This window comes from Dictyoglomus sp. SSW (assembly GCF_055181335.1).
In genome coordinates this window covers 1-15,938 of sequence record NZ_CM143705.1, presented here as the reverse complement: position 1 = coordinate 15,938, position 15,938 = coordinate 1, and the positions used below count along the sequence as shown (strand labels likewise).

At 31.7% G+C, this 15,938-nt stretch carries 12 protein-coding genes; 9 read left to right on the top strand and 3 right to left on the bottom strand.

Annotated elements, in window-relative coordinates:
• The first annotated feature begins 8 nt into the window (after window positions 1-8).
• The 4 genes from recF to ACY3JM_RS00045 are packed head-to-tail and all read left to right on the top strand — an operon-like array spanning window position 9 to window position 6,498.
• Window positions 9-1,034, top strand: coding sequence for a DNA replication/repair protein RecF (gene recF / locus ACY3JM_RS00060; protein ID WP_463082753.1), 1,026 nt, complete (start codon window positions 9-11; stop codon window positions 1,032-1,034).
• Window positions 1,031-4,414, top strand: a complete 3,384-nt coding sequence (rgy, locus tag ACY3JM_RS00055) for a reverse gyrase (RefSeq protein ID WP_463111371.1) — start codon at window positions 1,031-1,033, stop codon at window positions 4,412-4,414. The genes recF and rgy overlap by 4 nt, the downstream gene beginning before the upstream one ends.
• The gene (locus ACY3JM_RS00050) at window positions 4,395-5,738 is read left to right on the top strand and encodes a MurT ligase domain-containing protein (protein ID WP_463111370.1); all 1,344 of its coding nucleotides are present in this window, start codon (window positions 4,395-4,397) and stop codon (window positions 5,736-5,738) included. Before rgy ends, ACY3JM_RS00050 begins: the two co-directional genes overlap by 20 nt.
• Window positions 5,728-6,498: a type 1 glutamine amidotransferase gene (locus ACY3JM_RS00045; protein WP_463082750.1), complete on the top strand. Its 771-nt coding sequence runs from the start codon at window positions 5,728-5,730 to the stop codon at window positions 6,496-6,498. The genes ACY3JM_RS00050 and ACY3JM_RS00045 overlap by 11 nt, the downstream gene beginning before the upstream one ends.
• Here ACY3JM_RS00045 and ACY3JM_RS00040 read toward each other — a convergent pair.
• Entirely contained in the window at window positions 6,487-6,903 is a 417-nt protein-coding gene (locus ACY3JM_RS00040; RefSeq protein WP_463082749.1) for a ferritin-like domain-containing protein, read from the bottom strand. The genes ACY3JM_RS00045 and ACY3JM_RS00040 overlap by 12 nt on opposite strands.
• A 68-nt stretch (window positions 6,904-6,971) precedes the next feature.
• Window positions 6,972-8,231 (bottom strand): alkaline phosphatase family protein, encoded by a 1,260-nt coding sequence (locus ACY3JM_RS00035; protein ID WP_463082748.1) that lies wholly within the window; start codon window positions 8,229-8,231, stop codon window positions 6,972-6,974.
• A gap of 144 nt (window positions 8,232-8,375) precedes the next feature.
• On the opposite strand from ACY3JM_RS00035, the gene ACY3JM_RS00030 reads away from it, so the two are divergent.
• The 5 genes from ACY3JM_RS00030 (at window position 8,376) to hflC (ending at window position 14,611) form a co-directional block, all read left to right on the top strand.
• Window positions 8,376-10,043: a sensor domain-containing diguanylate cyclase gene (locus ACY3JM_RS00030; RefSeq protein ID WP_463082747.1), complete on the top strand. Its 1,668-nt coding sequence runs from the start codon at window positions 8,376-8,378 to the stop codon at window positions 10,041-10,043.
• An 83-nt stretch (window positions 10,044-10,126) separates the two neighbouring features.
• Complete coding sequence (locus tag ACY3JM_RS00025; protein ID WP_463111369.1) at window positions 10,127-12,187, top strand: PEGA domain-containing protein; 2,061 nt, start codon at window positions 10,127-10,129, stop codon at window positions 12,185-12,187.
• Between the two features lie 44 nt (window positions 12,188-12,231).
• Window positions 12,232-12,759 carry a TFIIB-type zinc ribbon-containing protein gene (locus ACY3JM_RS00020; RefSeq protein ID WP_463082745.1) on the top strand — a complete coding sequence of 176 codons (528 nt, stop codon included), beginning with the start codon at window positions 12,232-12,234 and terminating at the stop codon, window positions 12,757-12,759.
• A 14-nt stretch (window positions 12,760-12,773) separates the two neighbouring features.
• Window positions 12,774-13,766, top strand: coding sequence for an FtsH protease activity modulator HflK (hflK, locus tag ACY3JM_RS00015; RefSeq protein WP_463082744.1), 993 nt, complete (start codon window positions 12,774-12,776; stop codon window positions 13,764-13,766).
• Window positions 13,763-14,611: a protease modulator HflC gene (gene hflC / locus ACY3JM_RS00010; RefSeq protein WP_463082743.1), complete on the top strand. Its 849-nt coding sequence runs from the start codon at window positions 13,763-13,765 to the stop codon at window positions 14,609-14,611. Before hflK ends, hflC begins: the two co-directional genes overlap by 4 nt.
• A gap of 1 nt (window position 14,612) precedes the next feature.
• Here hflC and dnaA read toward each other — a convergent pair whose 3' ends face one another.
• A complete protein-coding gene (gene dnaA, locus ACY3JM_RS00005) occupies window positions 14,613-15,938 on the bottom strand; it encodes a chromosomal replication initiator protein DnaA (RefSeq protein ID WP_463082742.1) in 1,326 nt (441 codons plus the stop codon).

The following is a 15,938-nucleotide window of genomic DNA, read 5'->3' as shown; positions in this document are numbered from 1 at the left end:
GGGATATTATGGAGAAGAAGAGAATGGTCATTGAAGAATTAAAATTAAAAAATTTTAGAAATTTTTCTGATTTTTCTGTAAATTTTAAAGATGGAGTAAACGTAATTTATGGTCCAAACGGTTCTGGAAAAACCTCCATATTGGAGGCTATTTCCTATCTTTCGAATCCCAGATCTTTTAGAGGAGCGAGAGATTTTCAAATTTTAAAAATTGGAGAGAATTATTTTGAGGTAGAAGGTAAAGTATTAAGTGGAGATGAGAGACATGTAATAAAGATAACCTACTGGCAAGATGAAAGTAAAAAAGAAAAGATAGCTTATCTTGATGGATTTAAAGTTAAAAGGTTCAGAGATATTCAAGAGATTTTTATCGCCATACCTTTTAGCTTCAGAAACTATTCTATGATTGATGGATATGCAACTCAAAGGAGAGATTTCTTTGATGATATATTCTCTCTGATTGATTTAGATTATTATGAGACACTAAGAAATTATGAAAAACTTTTAGAAGAGAGAAATGAAAATCTTAAAATGGATGAAATAGATAGAAATTATGTGTTATACTTAGCAAAAGAGATGCAACCATTGGCAGAAAAGATTGTGGAGAAGAGGGAAAAGATGATAGAGGAATTATCTCAATATCTTGATCCCATATTTAGGATAGAATATAAGAGTGAGTTCAAAGGTAAAAATATAGCAGATTATATTGAGGAAGATATAGCAAGAGGTGTTACTACTGTGGGTCCTCACACTCAGGATGATTATATTCTGTATTACAAAGGAAACCAAGCTAAACATTATGCTTCAGAAGGACAAAAAAGATTATTCTATCTATCTATTGTCCTTGCTTTTAAGAGTTTAATAGAAAAGACAAAGCATTACGAGCCAGTATTCCTTTTTGATGAGCCTGTAAATGTTTTAGATGCACATTTATTGGAAAGATTTATTTCTAATCTTTCAGGACAAGTTATTATTGCTACTTTATCACCACTTCTTGGAGCTCATAATATAGGCCTAACCTTAGAGGAGGAATGATGGAAGCGATATTTAGAAATCTTTGCCCGAACTGTGGGGGAGATATATCTTCAGAAAGGCTTCTTGAAGGGCTTCCCTGTGAAAACTGTATGCCTGATAAAAAGGTCGGGGAAGCCCTTTGTAGTTTGATATCTCTTAAAGGTCTTAGGGATTATTGTAAGCTAAAGGATGAGTATGAAAAGTGGGAAGAAATATTTAGAAATTTTGTCGGTTTTTATCCATGGGAATTACAGAAATTCTGGGCAAGAAAACTCCTTCTTGGTAGGTCTTTTGCTCTTCTTGCTCCAACAGGTATAGGTAAAACATCCTTAGGGCTTGCATCTTCTATATACTTTGCTAAGAAGAACAAAAAGTCTTATATTATTCTTCCTACAAGACTTTTAATACTTCAAAGTTATGAAAAATTGAAGGATAAAGTGAGAGAAAAGGACCTTTTGGTTTTTGGTCTTGATGAAACTAAGAAGGAAAAGGAAGAAAAAAGGGAAAGGCTTATCAATGGGGATTTTAAAATTCTTATTACAACCTCCATGTTTCTTTATAAAAATGTGGATATAATTCCTCGAGATTTTTCTTTTATATTCGTAGATGATGTGGACTCTTTTCTAAAAACTGCAAAAAATATTGATAAGGCTTTATATCTTTTAGGTTTTACCGAGGAGGATATAGAGAAAACTTTAAAGTATATTAAACTAAGAAGAAATTATAGTGAAGAAAATCAAGAAGATATAAAAACTCTTCAAGAAGAGATACGAAAGATAAGCAAAAAAGCAAAAGGTGTAATGGTAGTATCTTCTGCTACTAGTAATCCAAGATCTGAAAGAATTAGATTATTTAAAGAGCTTTTATCTTTTGATGTGGGTAGGCCTGTATTTTACTTGAGAAATGTGGAAGATGTTTATGAAGAGGTAGAGGATTTAGATAAAATTCTTATTGAGAGAGTAAAGAGATTTGGAAAGGGTGGATTAGTATTCTTATCATCGGATTATGGAAGGGAGCATATTGATAGAATAAAGAATCTTTTAAATCAAAATAGTATTTCTTGTGAATCTTATGATAATCTTACGGAAGAGGTCTTAGAGGATTACAGACAAGGGAAGATACAAGTTCTTATTGGTATATCCTCTTATAGAAATCCTTTAGCAAGAGGACTTGATCTTCCTGAAGTTATTAGATATGCGATTTTTTATGGTGTACCTAAAATTTCAGTAAATCTTGATCTGGAAGGCAATGTAAGGCATTTACTTTTAGCTTTATCCTCTTTAAGACCACTTATAGCAAGAGACAAAAACCTTGAAAAATACATAGCTACAGTTGATAGGTGGTTAAAAACTTTAAATAGGTTCTCCAATGTGATAAATCCGCCAAAGGATAAAGTTGATGAATTAAGAGACAATATAAAAAGATTTATTCTATCGAGAGAGATATATCATAAGATAAATACATCTGATGATATATCAATTAGAGAAGAAAATGGAAAGTGGTCTCTTGTGGTAGCTGATATTACGGGATATTTGCAGGCATCAGGTAGAACTTCAAGATTATATGTGGGGGGAATATCTAAAGGTTTGAGTTATATACTTGTGGACGATAGAAAGGTATTTAATAACCTGATAAGAAAAGCACGCTGGTGGTTTAGTTCAGATATAGTTTTTAAGAATGCAAATACAGTAGACATAGATAAGATACTACAAGAGATAGATGAGGATAGAGTAAGAGTTAGAAGAAGAGAGGGAAGAAGAGATGACTTCCTAAAACCTGTAATGGTAATTGTGGAATCTCCTCATAAAGCAAGGACTATAGCAAATTTTTTTGGGAAACCTATTTCTAGAAATATAGATGGTCAGGAGCTCTATGAGGTTATTACGGAAGATAAATACTTGGTTATTACATCATCCTTTGGGCATATTTTCGATTTAAATAAGGAAGTGGGATATTTTGGGGTGTTAGAAAATGGAAAATTTATTCCAGTCTATGAAACAATAGAGGGAAAGGAAAATATTGTAAATGCCTTAAGGGAAGCCAGTAAGGAATTTGATCAGATTCTTGTAGCTACCGATCCTGATACCGAAGGAGAAAAAATATCGTGGGATCTTAAAAATCTTTGTGCTATTTTTGCTAAGGATATTAAGAGAATGGAATTTCATGAAGTTACAAAGAGAGCCATATTAAATTCTTTAAAAGAGTTTAGAGATGTAAATGAAAATTTGGTTAAGGCTCAAGTAGTGAGGAGAATATCGGACAGATGGGTAGGATTTGAGCTTTCTCAGCTTATTCAAAAGGTATTTTCTCGAAATTATTTATCTGCTGGAAGAGTACAGACTCCAGTTCTTGGTTGGGTAATAGAAAGGGCTAAGGAACATAACAAAAAGATATATTTGGTAATTATTAGAAAAGAAGGGTTGGAATTGAGATTTGAATTTGAAAATAAGGAAGAAGCCCAAAAGTTCTTTAATTCTTTAACTAAGGTAGAGGTATTAAAGGAGAGAGAAAAGATTGAAGAAAAGGCCCCTTTACCTCCATATACAACGGATGTAATCTTGAAAGATGCTTCTGATAGATATAAATTATCAGTTTCTCGGACTATGGAAGTTTTACAGGATCTTTTTGAAAGGGGATTTATCACCTATCATAGAACTGATTCTACTAGGGTATCCGATACAGGAATAAATATAGCTAAAGAATATATAACTGAACAATTTGGAGAAGAATATTTTAGAGGTAGAACATGGGGAGAGGGAGGAGCTCATGAATGTATAAGGCCTACAAGAGTCCTTGATGTGGAAGATATTAAATCTATGATATATTCGGGAGAACTGGAAGGTTTTACTAAGGATCATTTAGCTATTTATGATCTTATCTTTAAGAGGTTTATTGCATCTCAGATGAGAAATATTGTACTTAAAGGCTATGATATCACAATAAAGGTACTTGATAAGGTACAAAGTATGGAATTATTTGAAGAGATAATACAAGATGGTTTTAATAAGATTGTTCCTATAAAAGTTGTGAGAGTTCCAGAAGGTAAGGTAGACGTGATAAATAACAAATTCTTCTATACCATACCTAAGGTACCTCTTTTTACTCAAGGATCCTTAGTGGAAGAAATGAAAAAGAGAGGTCTTGGTAGACCATCTACTTATGCTACCATTGTAAGTAGGCTTCTTGAGAGAGGATATGTCATAGAGAAGAATGGATATTTGATCCCTACACCACTGGGTGAGAAGGTTTATAACTATCTTATTTCTAATGAAGATCGTTTTAGGTTTGTCAAGGAAGATTTTACACGTGAGTTAGAAGGTTTAATGGATAAAGTAGAAAATGGTGAGGTAGATTATCAGAAGATATTAGAAAGTTTAAGAAATGAACTTAGAAAAAATTAAATTTTCTTTAGCATTATTTGTAGGAAGACTTGTATATTTGTTTATGAAAATCTTAGGGTTGGATGCAACAACCTTTCCTGGTAAAGTAGTTTTGAAAATAGATCCCCAATTTTTAATAAAGATAAAAAATAGGTTTAAGAAGATTATTCTTGTTACAGGTACGAATGGTAAGACTACTACTAATAATCTTATTTTTCAGATAATTACAAAATCAGGTTATAAGGCTTTAGGAAATCTGGAGGGTGCAAATTTAAGAACTGGTATTGCTACTGCTTTTATTAGAAATCCATCCTATTATGATTTTGGGGTTTTTGAAGTGGATGAAGGGATATTCCCTTTTGTTTATAAAGATCTTAAACCCCATTATGTTGTTATTACTAATTTTTTTAGAGATCAATTGGATAGATATGGGGAGATAGATACTACTGTTGAAAAAATTAAAGGGGCTATAAAAGATAGTAAGGAACATATATTAATACTTAATGCTGATGATCCTTTTGTTTCCAGGTTTTCTGACCTTCCTAATAGAAAAATTTATTATGGCATAGGAAATAAGGTAAGGAAGAAGGATACAGAAGAAATAAAAGAGAGTATATATTGTCCGAAGTGTGGAAAAATACTTAAGTATGAATTTTTTAATTATGCTCAACTTGGTAGATACTTTTGTGAATGTGGTTTTAAAAATCCCGATTATGATTACTATATATTATCAGCAGAATATAAAGAAAATTATTGGCTTATTCATATAAAAGATGGGGATGAAGATGTTTTTTTAAACTTTAGATATCCTGGTGTCTATAATTTGTATAATGTAATCTCTGCTTACTCTGTTGGTAGGGTTTTAGGTATTGATAAAGAAATTTTAAAAAATATAATTTCCAACTTTTCTTTTAGATTAGGAAGGCTGGAAAAATTTAACTTAGAGGGATATGAGAGGATTCTTGTACTTGTAAAAAATCCTGCTGGTTATAATCAAGTATTAGATACTATTAAAGATGATCCTAATGAAAAAGTACTTCTTTTAATACTAAATGATAATGTGGCAGATGGTAGAGATGTATCCTGGATATGGGATGTAGATTTTGAGAAGATAAAAGATGATAACATTTCTACCGTAATATGCTCGGGAACAAGGGCTGAAGATCTTTTGGTTAGATTAAAATATGCAGAAATACCCCTTAATAAGATTATTTTAGAGAATAATCTTAATACTGCTATTCTTAAAATATTAACTTTTAAGGCTAAAACATATATTCTTCCTACCTATACTGCTCTCTTTAAAAGTAGAAAATTGATAATGAAGAGGTTGAGGAATGGAACTTAAGATTCTTCACATGTATCCTGATCTTTTAAATCTTTATGGGGATAGAGGAAATATTATAGTCCTTGAGAGAAGGGCAAGATGGAGAGGGATAAAAGTAGAGGTTTTAAATTTTACAAGAGATAGAGAAGAAGATATAGAGAAGGCAGATATTATTTTTTTAGGTGGAGGCTCTGATAGGGAACAAGAGCTTCTATTTTCTCATATAATTAAGTTCAGGGATATACTAAAGGATTTGATTGAGGAGAACATAGTATTTCTTGCTATATGTGGAGGATATCAGCTTCTTGGCGAATATTACTTGAATGCTTATGGGAATAAGATTGATGGATTGTCTATATTAAATTTTTATACAAAGGCTGAAAAAGGAAGACTTATAGGAAATATACTTATAGAAGTAGATCTTCCTATATATCCAAAGACTCTTGTTGGATTTGAAAACCATGGTGGAAGAACATATCACAATTATAAGTCCTTAGGTAAAGTTATTAAAGGATATGGGAATAATGGAAAGGATTTTACTGAAGGTATTATCTATAAAAATCTTATAGGTACTTATCTCCATGGACCTCTTCTTTCAAAAAATCCTCATCTTGCGGATTATATTATAAAAAGAGCATTAGAAAGAAAGTATAATATGGAAATTGATCTTCCTAAATTGAATGATAAAGAAGAGTTTTGGGCTCATTATAGGATTATGGAAAGGATACTAAAGAAGGAGGGGGGATATAAAATCCCCCTCCCCAAGAGGCTATTTCTCTAATAAAGAACTAAAGGTATCGTGATGCTCTTCCTCATCTTTTAATATTTCTTCAAAGATCTTTGCTGTAGTGATATCTCCTTCCGATCTTGCCTTCTCAATAATCTTTTTATAAAGATTTATAGCATTTTCTTCATCTTTAACATCTTGTTCTAACATCTCTTTCAAATTTTCTCCTACGAAGATAGGAGATGGTTTAGTGGTAGGAATTCCTCCAAGATAAAATAATCTTTCTGCTATAATTTCTGCATGTTTCATTTCTTGAATTGCTATTTTTCTTAGTTCATCTTTTACAGCAAAATGTTCAGGACCTCTCCATTGTACATGCTGCCAAATATATTGAATGGATACTTGAAGCTCTCTTGCTATAGCGTCATTTAAAAGATCTAACAGTTCTTTTGATGCCATGTTGTTCACTCCCCTCTTAAAATATTTTTATATTTATTATAAATTTATTTCTTTTTAAAAGCAACTTCCTATTCCTTTGCAATTTTTACAAGTAGAGGCATTAATTCGGTTCCTTTAATTCTTCCAATGCTTCCTTTTGCACAAGCACTCTCCCCAAAATAATCTAAGCCATCAGGTGTAATTCCCGAAGTTATGACCATTAATGGTACAGGATCTTCAGAATGGGATTTTAAGGAGCAAGGAGTTGCATGGTCAGCAGTTACAGCAATTACTACGTTAGATAGATCCAATTTAGGTATTAAATTTTCAAAGAAAACAGAATCTATCTTCTCTATACTTTCGATTTTTTTATCATATAGTCCATCGTGTCCTGGTACATCTGGTCCTTTTAGGTGAGCATAAACTCCATCATAATGTTCTAATGCATATAACACTTTGTCTGCCCAAAGTTTATAATCAGTGGAATCTTCTATGGGTACTTCTTTCATACCTGTAAGAAGAGCTATTCCTCTTTCTACAGGCATTTCTACAATACTTCCAAAGTTAAGTCCATATAAACTTTGTAGTGTAGGAACCTTCGGTAGAGAATCACCAGCATCTCTCAAGAGAATTATATTTGCTGGTTTTTTACCTTCTTCCTTTCTCTTTTTATTTATCTCAGAATTTTTTAATACCTCAAAAGCTTTCATTACAAACTCATTAGTAAGTCTTGCAGATTCTTTTGCTTCTTCTGAATCATCAAGAGGCACACATTTTTGAACTTCCTTAGATGGATTTGCAATAGCAATGCTATAAGGTCCATGTCTCTTATACCCTGGATCTATATTTTCTACATTAGCTGAAAGTTTGCCATCCTTCTTTCTTATAACCAGAACTCCTCTGTGCCCTACTGTCGCTTTAAAAATAAAATCAGCACCATCTAATTTAACCTTTTGATTTACTTCTTCTGCTAAGGCTTTTGCTTCTTCAGTTGATAAATTTCTTCCAGCTCTTCTGTCTAATATTTCAAGAGTTTCTTCATTTACTGTTGCAAAATTGGCTCTCCATGCCAAATCTCCATCTCTTACTTCAATATCAGCACCATGAGCCTCTAATGGACCTCTTCCAGTATAGTATTTATCTACATCATAACTTAAGATACTAAGTACTGCTGCATCTGATTCAGGAGCTATGCCAGGCCCAATAGGATCCATAAGCCCAAGTTTTGCCTTTTTGGCTAATGCATCCATATTGGGAGTTTTGGCTACTTCTAATTCGGTCTTTCCATTTAGTTTTGGATCAGGAGTGCCTCCCAGTCCATCTAAAACTATGTAGAGTATTTTTTTCATTTTTCTCCTCCTTTCTAAAGATTTGATTTAACATAGTAAAATTTTATCATGAAGATTATTTGAATGGTATTGCATTTTTTTTAAAATTTGTGATAAATTAAAAGAAATTATTCGAATGATTAAAGAGGGGGAAGGTATAAAAATATGGTTATAATGCAATGGCTGAAATTAAAAGATCTCTTACCTACATTCATATATAACCATATAAATTATCCTGTATTTTTTACAGATGAAAATTTAAAATTAATCTTCTATAATAAGGCTTTTGAACAAACTTTTCTAAAAAGTAATGAGAAGGTTATAGGGAAAAACCTTTTTGATGTAGTCCCTCAATTTAAGGATAAATCCCTTTACTACATGAGAGCTATGAATGGTGAGAAAATTGACTTATATGAGAGTTATAAAGAGTTTTCTATTTATCCATTGGCTAATGATGGGAAAATAATGGGAACGGTTACAACCATAGAGGATAAGATTGATGAAATAAATTTTAATAATTTGGTAGAGGTTTTTCAGGGATTAGGAAGAAAAAACAACTTGGATAATGAGAAAATCATATTTGATAAGATTATCCATATGTTTGAAGCAAAATTTGGTTGTGTAATACTTTTGGACAATGGAGATTTAAAATTTAGGCATTTTACTGAATCCTTAGAAGGAGAATTTAAAAAAGATGTTGATAGATATGCATATTATCATGTAATAAATAAAGATAAAGTAATGTATTTTCCAGATGTGAGAAAAAGCCAAATAAAGACAATGACACTAAAATCGTTATCCACTATTGGAATTCCTTTAAGGAAGAATAATTCTATTTTGGGAATACTCATTTTAGAGTTTAAAAAGATAGATCCATTGGATGATAAACTTACATCCTATCTATTGATATGGTCAAATTTACTTGCAGATGTGATTTTTGAAAATCTTCTATGGGAAACTCATAAAGAGTTAGAAGATAGGTTTAGACTTCTTTCGGAGCAATCCCTAATTGGGGTCTGTATTGTTCAAGATGAGAAGATTGTATACGTCAATCCTCAACTTATAGAAATTTTGGGTTATCCTTTAGAATTTAACAATATTAATGATTTGGCAAAGTCGGTGGTTTCTGAGAATAGGCAGAGATTCTTATTAAGGTATAAGGAATTGACTGAAAGAAAGCTTGGTTATATTATTGATGAATTCAAGTGCATAAGAAGCATAGATAGAAAGCCTGTTCACATTGAGGTCTGTGCTGTAAATACCACATATAAGGGTAAACCGGCTGTATTATATACATTTTTGGATATTACTTATAGAAAAGCCTTAGAAGAAGAGTTAAAACAGATCTCTAATACCGATCCCCTAACATCCCTATATAATCGTAGGGGATTTATTACATTGGCTGAACATACCATAAGTTTGACAAAGAGATTGAAGAAAAAGCTTGTACTCATATTTATTGATCTTGATAATTTGAAGGTAATAAATGATAATTTGGGGCATAATGTGGGAGATATGGTTCTTAAAGAAACTGCTGAAATTCTAAGAAGCACATTTAGAGAAAATGATATTTTGGCAAGAGTTGGTGGAGATGAGTTTGTAGTACTAGGAATTATAGAAAAGGATGAGGATAAGGATGAACTAATTACAAGATTAAACAAGAAGATTGAGGAGAAGAATAGTATGGAAAATAGAATGTATAGACTTTCTTTGAGCTATGGAAGTATCATCTTTAGCCCAGATGAACAAAAATCTATTGAAGAGCTTCTTAATAAAGCGGATATTTTAATGTATGAAAATAAAAAGAAGAAAAAAGCATTAACTAACGGTTGATAAAAGTGAGCTATATCACTTAAAGAGACTTCTAACTTATTGTATACTCATCTAAAAAGAACTTCAAAGGGAGGTTAGAGTGTATGAGGAAAGGTGTGTTTGTTTTTCTTTTATTGTTAATCCTTTCTATAGGTATTTCTTATTCTCAGGAAAAAATACAAATCCAACCTGAAAAAGAATGGGAAAAAATTATAATAGTACCAAATCCTGAAACATCTTTAAGTCTTGATTTGTGGTTAAATAAACCAGAAGGAAGCATATATAAGGTTGGGGAAAATTTAATAATATATGCAAAGGCTAATGATGATGCTTATCTTTATATTTTTGATATAACACCAGATGGTCAATTTACTTTGATATTTCCTAATTCTTATTCAAAAGATAATTTTATAAAAAAAGATAGAACATATACTTTTCCTGATAAGCCGACTTATAGATTTAAGGTAACTCCTCCGTTTGGTAAGGAATATATTGTAGGAGTTATAACTAAAAAACCTATTGAGTTTTTTCCTGGTAAGAAGTTTGAAACTATGGCTCCTGGAAGTGTTATAGAAAAAAGTATAGAGAAAGCATTAGAAACTCTTCAAAAGTCTCTAAAGAAGGAAGAAGGAAAAACATGGGCTCAAAAGGTCACATATTTTTATGTACAACAAGAGGTACAATCTAAATCTAAGATAAATATCTATTCTAATCCTTCGGGAGCTCGTGTATATCTCGATGGTCAATTACAAGGAAATACTCCTGTTACCTTAATGCTATATCCTGGGAACTATAGGATAACTCTAAAAAAGGAAGGTTATGAAGATTATTCAACAAATATAGTAGTTCAAGAGGGTAGAGATAGAGATTATACTTTTAATCTTAAACTTGTGTATGGAAATTTGAGGGTGGACACTGAGCCTAAAGGGGCAAGTGTCTACTTAGATGGTTCCTTTAAAGGGTATACTCCATTGACATTATATAATTTACCTGCCAATAAGACTTATCAATTAAAGGTAATCTATCCTGGTTATCAAGAAAAAGTAGAGAATGTCAAAGTATTACCTAATCAAACAAACTATGTATTTTATAGTCTTGTACCTCATTATGGATCACTAAATATCAATTCCTATCCACAGGGGGCAGATCTTTATCTTAATGGAGTTTATAGAGGAAAGACGCCAATTGTTATCAATAATGTATCACCTGGAAGATATCAGGTACAACTGAGACTAAGTGGTTATAAGGACTATGTGAGTTTTGTTGACGTATATGCAGGTCAGGTATCTACTTACAACTTTACTCTTGTTCCTTTACCCGCCACATTAAATATATTCTCTAATCCTTCCTCAGCAGATGTTTATATTAATGGTGTATATAAAGGGAAGACACCCTTATCCCTCACTGATCTTTCTTCGGGTACCTATAATGTGAAGATTTCTTTAAGTGGATATGAAGAATATAATGAGACAGTCTATCTTGCTCCAGGAGATCTTAAACGGATAAATGTTACATTAAAACCCATGAATTTAGGAGAAGTGTATATGGATTCAAATCCTAAAGGGGCAAAGATATTTATTGATGGTGTATATAAGGGAACAACTCCTCTAAATTTAACCCTTATAGAAGGTAGATATAAACTTACATTATCCCTTGATGGCTATGTGGACTTGAATACTGATATATTAGTAAGAAGGGGTGAAAAAAGCAGTTATCTCTTCACTCTTACACCAATAGTGACTGTAAAAAGATATTACATTAATTTTACTAAAGGTGGATATGATGGAAATCTTATTGTGGTAAAAGCGGAAAATGTGTTTATGGATAAGGAAGGTAAAGATTATGTTTTGGCTATTCGTCCTACAGGAAAATTTGAGGTTAAAGTACCCCTATTATCTATTTTTAGAGATGTGATTTTAAAAATAAATTTCATGTTTGATGAAAAGAATAGTAAAAAAGAAGAAATTGATCCATTCTTAGTGATTTATGTTAATGGAAAGACGGTAACATTACCATTATCTATTGAGGATAAAGATTTTATTCTCTTAAAGTATAATATAAAAGACTTGTTTAATGTAAATCAGGAGAATTTAATATCAATTCAGCTATTGGAAAATTCAGGGATTAATGTTAGGATAAAAGAAATTGTGGTAGAGGTGAGATAAAATTATGGGGAGGACATTAGTCCTCCCTACATAAATAAAATTCAATGAAAAATTGTCCATGTTGTTCAAATGTTCTTATTCCTAAAAAAGTTTCATCCCACTATGGTGTTTATTTAGAGATAGATCAATGTGAACATTGTGGGGGGATATGGTTTGATAAATATGAATTGGTATCTATGAAGCCTGATGATGTTTATTCTTTAGATATAGATTTTAAGGATAATATAAATTGTAATTCTCTTAAATGTCCTAATGATGGTACATCTTTAAAACTTTTGAGAGATCCTATAATTCCTAAGGATGTTTTAATTTATTATTGTGTTAACTGTTTTGGAATGTGGGTACCTATACAATCTTTAAGGAGATATAAAGAATATCAAAAAGAGCGTATAGAAACAAGAAAGAAGCAAAAAGAAACGAGTTTACCAAAGGATTTAGATTTAAAAATAGAGGAAATATTATCAAAGAATGTTGAAAACAATAAAATTGAAAATATGGAGATGGAAATATCTAAGTTTATTTCAATAGTGATTTTAATTTTGAGAATCCTTTCATTTTTTATAAGAAAATAAAGGGGGTCTAAAATATGGAAAATTTTAAAGATTATCCTCCTTTTTTTAAGAAAAAAGTGCCTTTAAAAAGTATAGTATGGATTATTTTATTTGTTTTGATATTGGTATCTTTATCATTAAGTTTTTACTTTGTGGGACCCGCAGAGGTGGGAATAGTCAAAAGATTTGGAAAGATTGTAGCGGTACATGATCCTGGTTTACATTGGAAATTACCCTTTATAGATCAGGCAATAAAAGTGGATGTAATGGCCATTAGAAGGTTAGAGATAGGATTTAGAACTATAACTTTAAATCCCCCTCAATATAGAAATGTTCAGGAAGAATCTCTTTTGCTAACTAAAGATGGAAAAATTGTGGATTTAGATTTCGTAGTTCAATATCAAATATCTGAGCCTGTTAAATATATTAGTTATGTGAAAGAAGGAGAAAAACTTTTGAGGGATTTGGCACAAGCATCTATGAGACAAGTAGTGGGGGGTTATCTTTTTGATGAAATTTTGACTGTTTCAAAAGAAGAAATTCAAAATGATGTAAAGATTTTATTACAAAATATCCTTAACAGTAATAATTTTGGAATTAAGATTCTCAATGTACAATTACAAGATGTGATCCCTCCAGATCCAGTACAACCTGCTTTTCAAGATGTAATAAATGCTAAATCTGAGAAGGATAAATTAATATTAGAGGCTCAAGCTTATTATAATAAGCTTGTTCCAGAGGCTGAAGGACAAGCAGCAAAGATTATTGCAGAAGCAGAAGCTTATAGAACAGAACAAATAGAAAAAGCTAAAGGAGATGCTCAGAGATTTAAAGCTTTACTTGAAAGATATAATAAAACGCCTTCTCTTATAAAGACAAAACTTTTTATGGAAGCAATGGAGATGATACTCCCTCAAGTTAAGATTATAGTCATAGATGATCCTAAGGGTGGAATGAAGATATTTAATCTTCCTGGAGATTTATTCACCCAAACCATGACTATTAGACAGGAAGGTGATAATAAATGAAGTGGGGAATTACTTTTTTTATAATAATGATAATATTTTTTGTTATTTTTTTATTTTCTGCTTTTACTGTAGATATAACTAAGCAAGCTGTAATATTAGAATTTGGTAAACCAGTAAGAGTTATAAGGGAACCTGGTTTATATTTCAGAAAACCATTTATCCAACAAATAGTATTTTTTGAGAAAAGAATTCTTGAATATGATTCAGAGCCTACCTTAGTGGTAACTAAAGACAAGAAGTCTATGATTCTTGATTCTTTTGCTTTATTTAGGATAGCTGATCCTGTATTGTTCTTAAAAACTGTAAGAAATGAGATTGGAGCTCAAGCTAGACTTGATGATATTATCTACAGTGAAATGAGAAGAATAGTAGGACAATACGATTTTGATGATATTGTTTCTATAAAGAGAGAAGAGGTATTTGAGGAAGTAACAAAGTCATCTCAAGAAAAGGCAAAGGAGTTGGGGATAGAGATAAGTACTGTTAGAATGAAAAGGGTGTCTGTTCCAGAGGAGAATTTAAGAAAGATATATGATTCCATGATTGCTGAAAGGGAAAGACAGGCCGCTCTTTATAGAGCAGAAGGTCAAAGAGAGGCACAAAGAATAAAATCGGAGGCTGAAAAGAAAAAAGTAGTTATACTTTCTGAAGCTTATAGAAAGGCTCAAGAGTTAAAAGGTAGTGGAGAATCGGAGGCAAGTAGAATTTTACAATCAGCATTATCTTCTAATCCTGAATTTTATCAATTTTTAAAGAGTCTTGAGATATATAAAAAGACTCTTCCCGGTAATGTACTTATTATCACGCCAGATTCTGAGATTTTTAAATATTTAAGAAGTAAATGATTTATGAATTGGAATTTCTAAGTTTATTTTGAATATCTTGTATAGCCTTTTTTATAGAGAGGTCTGATTGATAGAGCTCTTGGATTTTTTCATAGGCATGTAGTACTGTGGTATGGTCTCTTCCTCCCAGTTCTTCTCCAATTTTGGGCAGGGAGAGATCTGTTAATGTTCTTGCTAAATACATAGCAATTTGTCTTGGTATAGCGATCTCTTGAGATCTTCCCTTTCCTTTTAATTGTTCTATACTTATGTGAAAATATTCAGCTACGGTTTGTAATATATTATCTATAGTAATATTCTTTATTTGGGGTTGAATAATGTCTCTTAGTACAGTTTTAGCTAACTCTAAATTTATAGGCATATTATTTAGAGAGGCAAAGGCTATAGTTCTTATTAAAGCTCCTTCCAATTCACGTATGTTAGATTGTATTTGAGAGGCAATAAATTCTATAACCTCGTCAGGTACCTTAGCTTTTTCGGCTTCTGCTTTCTTTTTCAATATAGCAATACGGGTTTCTAAATCAGGAGGTTGAATATCTGCTATAAGTCCCCATTCAAATCTTGATCTTAATCTATCCTCTAAAGTAGGAATCTCTTTGGGGACTCTATCGCTGGTTAGTACAATTTGTTTTCCAGCCTCATATAATGCGTTAAAAGTATAGAAGAACTCTTCTTGAGTTCTTTCCTTACCAGCCAAGAATTGGATATCATCAATGAGTAAGACATCTATATTTCTATATCTACTTCTAAATTTTGTCATTCCGTCTTCTTTGATGGCATCAATTAACTCTACTGTAAATTTTTCCATAGAGGCATAAACTACTCGAGTTTTAGGGAACTTCTCTTGGATAAAGTGACCAATAGCATGGATTAAGTGAGTTTTTCCTAAACCTACGCCTCCATAGATAAGAAGGGGATTATAAGCTTTACCTGGATTTTGACTTACAGCTAACGCAGCTGCATGGGCAAAGCGATTGCTATCACCTACTACAAAGGTGTCAAAAGTATACTTAGGATTTAAGTTATTATATGATGTAGAAAAATATTCGTTTCTCTTTTCTTCTGGGATGGTTTCTTCCTTTTCATCAGCTAATATTTCAACTTTTAGATCTTTCTGGGTTACTTTCCTAATTACCTCTTCGATAAGAGGTAAGTAGTATTCTTCTAACCATTCTTTTGAAAATTTGTTGGGTGTTTGGAGTATGACTTTTTCTCCCTCTATATAAAGAGGTTTTAAGGTTTTAATCCAAGTTTCAAAGCCAGGTCTACTTATCTCCAAGGACAAATATGATAGTGCCTCTTCCCAGATATTATTAATATCTTTCAT

Excerpts from the sequence above, each read along its gene's own strand:
- ACY3JM_RS00035 (WP_463082748.1), bottom strand. The coding sequence starts at position 8,231 with ATGAAAAAAATACTCTACATAGTTTTAGATGGACTGGGAGGCACTCCT.
- ACY3JM_RS00040 (WP_463082749.1), bottom strand. The coding sequence starts at position 6,903 with ATGGCATCAAAAGAACTGTTAGATCTTTTAAATGACGCTATAGCAAGA.
- ACY3JM_RS00030 (WP_463082747.1), top strand. The coding sequence starts at position 8,376 with ATGGTTATAATGCAATGGCTGAAATTAAAAGATCTCTTACCTACATTC.
- rgy (WP_463111371.1), top strand. The coding sequence starts at position 1,031 with ATGATGGAAGCGATATTTAGAAATCTTTGCCCGAACTGTGGGGGAGAT.
- dnaA (WP_463082742.1), bottom strand. The coding sequence starts at position 15,938 with ATGAAAGATATTAATAATATCTGGGAAGAGGCACTATCATATTTGTCC.
- recF (WP_463082753.1), top strand. The coding sequence starts at position 9 with ATGGAGAAGAAGAGAATGGTCATTGAAGAATTAAAATTAAAAAATTTT.
- ACY3JM_RS00050 (WP_463111370.1), top strand. The coding sequence starts at position 4,395 with ATGAACTTAGAAAAAATTAAATTTTCTTTAGCATTATTTGTAGGAAGA.
- hflK (WP_463082744.1), top strand. The coding sequence starts at position 12,774 with ATGGAAAATTTTAAAGATTATCCTCCTTTTTTTAAGAAAAAAGTGCCT.
- ACY3JM_RS00045 (WP_463082750.1), top strand. The coding sequence starts at position 5,728 with ATGGAACTTAAGATTCTTCACATGTATCCTGATCTTTTAAATCTTTAT.
- hflC (WP_463082743.1), top strand. The coding sequence starts at position 13,763 with ATGAAGTGGGGAATTACTTTTTTTATAATAATGATAATATTTTTTGTT.
- ACY3JM_RS00020 (WP_463082745.1), top strand. The coding sequence starts at position 12,232 with ATGAAAAATTGTCCATGTTGTTCAAATGTTCTTATTCCTAAAAAAGTT.
- ACY3JM_RS00025 (WP_463111369.1), top strand. The coding sequence starts at position 10,127 with ATGAGGAAAGGTGTGTTTGTTTTTCTTTTATTGTTAATCCTTTCTATA.